This window comes from Microbacterium sp. 69-10 (genome assembly GCF_001897945.1).
GTDB lineage: Bacteria > Actinomycetota > Actinomycetes > Actinomycetales > Microbacteriaceae > Microbacterium.
On sequence record NZ_MKRT01000025.1, the window covers coordinates 98,289 to 102,038 of the forward strand.

Here is a 3,750-nt window from a genome sequence, read left to right on the forward strand (position 1 = left end):
AACAGCTTGGCCAGCGCGACGCGGCGCTTCTCTCCACCGGAGAGCGGCGCGATCTCGGCATCGGCCGGCGGCGTGCGCAGCGCGTCCATGGCCTGCTCGAGCTGCGAGTCGAGGTCCCAGCCGTCGGCCGCGTCGATCTCCTCCTGCAGCACGCCCATCTCGGCGAGCAGCGCGTCGAAGTCGGCGTCGGGGTCGGCCATCAGCGCGGAGATCTCGTTGAAGCGGTCGAGCTTGGGCTTGATCGCCACGCCGTCCTGGATGTTCTCCAGCACCGTCTTGGTCTCGTCGAGCTCCGGCTCCTGCATGAGGATGCCGACCGAGAAGCCCGGTGTGAGCTTGGCCTCGCCGTTCGACGGGGTGTCGAGGCCCGCCATGATCTTCAGGATGGTCGACTTCCCGGCGCCGTTGGGGCCGACCATGCCGATCTTCGCTCCCGGGAGGAACGCCATGGTGACGTCGTCGAGGATGAGCTTGTCACCCACCGCCTTGCGGGCTCGCACCATGGAATAGATGTACTCGGCCACGAAGCAGCTCTCCTTCAGTCAGCGGGCACGCGGAACGGCTCCGGGGAGCCGACACACCAGCCTACCCGTCTTCACCGGTCCGCTTCGCGACCGGTCTGTCAAGGGCCGTCACCAGTCGATCGGCGGCGTTCGCCCGACGAGGCACCGACCGCCGGCGAGCTGCGGTATGACTGCCGTCACCGGCTCGCCCGTGGACGGTCCGACCTGTCCGATCAGGCATTCTCCGTCGTCCCATGCGACCGAGAACTGCAGGCTCTCCACTGCACGACCGACGGTGGTCCGATCGGCGGTGACCTGCATCCTCTCCTTCGGGAAGCCTGCGGCGACGAGTGCGTCGACGTACGCGCGGCCCCGGGCGCGGTCATCGGATGCCCAGACCTGCGCGGTCACCGCCGTGAACAGCGCCAGGTTGTCCGTCGCCGTCCCGCCGGGGACGAGCACCGGCGTCTCTGCCGTGGACGCCGACGGCGATGGGGCGGTGGAGGAGGTCGCAGGACCCGGCTTCTCGGCCGGAGCCGAACAGGATGCGAGGGCCGCCGCGATGAGCATCCCTCCGGCGATCGTCGTCACCGCCCGGTTGCGGGGAGCGGAGACGGATGACCCTCTAAGCACGCTCAGAAGTCTAGGCGCAGCACCGGGGGCCATCCGTCGACGCGCTCAGCCCTCACGTGAAGGCGGGCTCCTTGGATGCTTCGTCCTCGACGAGGACCTCCAGCCCGGCGGTCCGCCACGCGTCGCCCTCGTCCGCGCTGGGCGCATCGTCCGATGGGGCGTCCGCATCGGAGGGCTGCGGGACCCGCGCAGGTTCCGTCGTCGCGCGCTGGCGACGCACGAATGCACTGGTCCCCCAGTTCAGGTCGTGCCCGATGGCGTCTGCCGTGATCTCCGCCTCCCGGCCCTTCTTCCCGTCGCCGGCCTCCCAGTCCCGGATCCGCAGACGCCCCACCACGATGACGGGATCGCCGCGGTGCAACGAGGCCTTCGCATGCTCGGCGATGTTGCCGAACGCGGAGACGTTGTACCAGCTGGTCGGGCCCTCGACCCATTCACCGGTGCGCTGATCGACGTAGTTGTGCGACGTCCCGACCCGGAAGTTGATCACGGCCTTGCCGTTGCGGGTCTCGTTCTTGGTGGGGTCGTTGCCGATGTTCCCGGCGATCACGATGGTGTCGTTCCTCATGCTCATGTCCTGCTCCTGTGTTGCCGGGTCGAACCCGGGTGAGAACAGGGTGCATCGCGGCATCCGACGGCCGGAGGCCGATTCCCGGCACCCGTGGAGAACTTCGCGGGAAGGATGATTGTGCAGGAAGACCGCGGTCCGTCAGTGCACGAACAGCAGCAGACCGGCGACGGCGATGAACAGCGAGCCGAAGACGCTGTTCAGGATCCGCTGCCCGCGGGCGTCCCGCGTGAAGCGGCGGAACGGCTTCGCGGCAGCGGCGAAGAAGAACCACATCACGAGCACGTCCACGACGATCACCGTCCCGATCAGGATCAGGTACTGCGGCAGCGGATCCTGGTCGAGCCGGATGAACTGCGGCACGAACGCGAGGAAGAACACGATCGCCTTGGGGTTGAGGAGGTTCACCCAGAAACCTCGCCGGAAGATCGACCACGCGTGCTCACGCGACCGCGACGCCGTCGCCATGGTCTCCGCCTGCGGTTTCGCGAGGATCATGCGGATGCCGAGATAGACCAGGTACGCGGCGCCCGCATAGCGGATGGTGTCGAACAGCAACTGCGACTGCGACACCAGCAGGCCCACGCCCGCGGCGACGATGACCACATGCACGGCGAGGGCCGCCTGCTGGCCGAGAACGCCCCACAGCGAGCGTCGCCAGCCCTGAGTGAGCGCGTTGCTCATGGTGTTGATCGCGCCGGCCCCCGGCGTGAAGCTGATCACCCCACAGGCGAGCAGCAGCGAGAGCCACACAGTCCAGGTCACCCGCACAGTGTAGGGGCATCCCGGCGGGCCGCCGGACGGATGTCGGCACCCCGTCCTACGGTGAGGCCATGACCTCGACGACGCTCCCGAACTGGCTGACCCGAGTGGGCGTGTTCGACCTCGAGACCACCGGTGTCGACGTCGCCACCGATCGCATCGTCACGGCGCATGTGGGCGTGCTCGACCGGCACGGAAGGGAGATCGCGGCGAGGGACTGGCTCGCCGACCCCGGTATCCCGATCCCCGACGGCGCCGCTGCCATCCACGGCATCAGCACCGAGCACGCCAGGACGCACGGGCGGCCGGCGGGCGAAGTCGTCGCGGAGATCAGCAACGCCCTCCGCGTGCTCTTCGCGCAGAGTATGCCGATCGTGGCATACAACGCCTCCTACGACTTCTCTCTGCTCGCGAACGAGGCGGCACGCCACGGCATCCCGGCGCTGATCGACCCGCAGCCGGTCATCGACCCGCTCGTGATCGACAAGGCGTACGACCGCTACCGCCCCGGCAAGCGCACCCTGAGCGTCGTCGCCGAGCACTATGCCGTGCCTCTCGACGACGCGCACGAGGCGTCGGCGGACGCCGTGGCTGCTGGACGCGTCGCGCTCGCCCTCGCCAGGGAGTTCGGCCTGTCGCAGACGGCCGCCGAGCTGCACACTCAGCAGATCGGCTGGGCCCGTGACCAGGCCGAGAGCCTGACGGAGTACTTCATCAAGGTGGGGCGTCTCGACCCCGCGGAGACACTGGACGGCAGCTGGCCTGTGCGGGGCTGAGCAGCAGCACTCCACCGGGATACGACGAAGGCCCCGCCGGAGCGGGGCCTTCGAGGAATCTGCTTACTTCTGAGCGGAGCCGCCGAAGTTCTTGAAGCGCTGGTTGAACTTCTCGACGCGACCGGCCGAGTCCATGATGCGCTGCTTGCCCGTGTAGAACGGGTGCGACGCGGAGGAGATCTCGACGTCGACGACGGGGTACTCGACGCCGTCGAGCTCGATCGTCTTGTCGCTGGTGACCGTCGAACGGGTCAGGAAGGTCTCGCCCGAGCCGAGGTCGCGGAAAACGACGGCCTGGTAGTCGGGGTGGATGTCAGTCTTCATGGGATTCCTTACGTGGTGCCCTGGATTCTGCCAGGAGCGAGGGAAGTCTGCGGTGCGATTGCACCAAGGGTCTACTTTAGCACCCCTCGGCGGGTCTCCGCGGCCGTGCTCAGGCGCTGACGGCGCGGGCCGCGTAGCGGCCGCTATCGGCGCTCAGCGCGATCGGCATGCCGAACGCCTCGGA

The 3,750-nt window shown here is 68.3% G+C and carries 5 protein-coding genes and 1 pseudogene; 1 reads left to right on the plus strand and 5 read right to left on the minus strand.

Features of this window, described 5'->3' with window-relative positions; all coding sequences use genetic code 11:
* The 4 genes and pseudogenes from BGN97_RS13500 to BGN97_RS13515 all read right to left on the minus strand — a co-directional run.
* Positions 1 to 524: pseudogene (locus tag BGN97_RS13500) on the minus strand (ATP-binding cassette domain-containing protein); the annotation flags it as partial.
* Between the two features lie 108 nt (positions 525 to 632).
* Positions 633 to 1,136 carry a hypothetical protein gene (locus BGN97_RS13505; protein WP_292702504.1) on the minus strand — a complete coding sequence of 168 codons (504 nt, stop codon included), beginning with the start codon at positions 1,134 to 1,136 and terminating at the stop codon, positions 633 to 635.
* Between the two features lie 52 nt (positions 1,137 to 1,188).
* Entirely contained in the window at positions 1,189 to 1,710 is a 522-nt protein-coding gene (locus tag BGN97_RS13510) for a single-stranded DNA-binding protein (protein WP_292702506.1), read from the minus strand.
* A 135-nt stretch (positions 1,711 to 1,845) separates the two neighbouring features.
* Positions 1,846 to 2,469: a LysE family transporter gene (locus BGN97_RS13515; protein WP_292702509.1), complete on the minus strand. Its 624-nt coding sequence runs from the start codon at positions 2,467 to 2,469 to the stop codon at positions 1,846 to 1,848.
* 68 nt (positions 2,470 to 2,537) lie between these two features.
* Between BGN97_RS13515 and BGN97_RS13520 the strand changes: the two genes are divergently transcribed.
* The gene (locus BGN97_RS13520) at positions 2,538 to 3,242 is read left to right on the plus strand and encodes a 3'-5' exonuclease (RefSeq protein ID WP_292702512.1); all 705 of its coding nucleotides are present in this window, start codon (positions 2,538 to 2,540) and stop codon (positions 3,240 to 3,242) included.
* Positions 3,243 to 3,305: 63 nt separating this feature from the next.
* Here BGN97_RS13520 and BGN97_RS13525 read toward each other — a convergent pair whose 3' ends face one another.
* Positions 3,306 to 3,566 carry a type B 50S ribosomal protein L31 gene (locus BGN97_RS13525; protein ID WP_285630495.1) on the minus strand — a complete coding sequence of 87 codons (261 nt, stop codon included), beginning with the start codon at positions 3,564 to 3,566 and terminating at the stop codon, positions 3,306 to 3,308.
* Positions 3,567 to 3,750 lie beyond the last annotated feature (184 nt).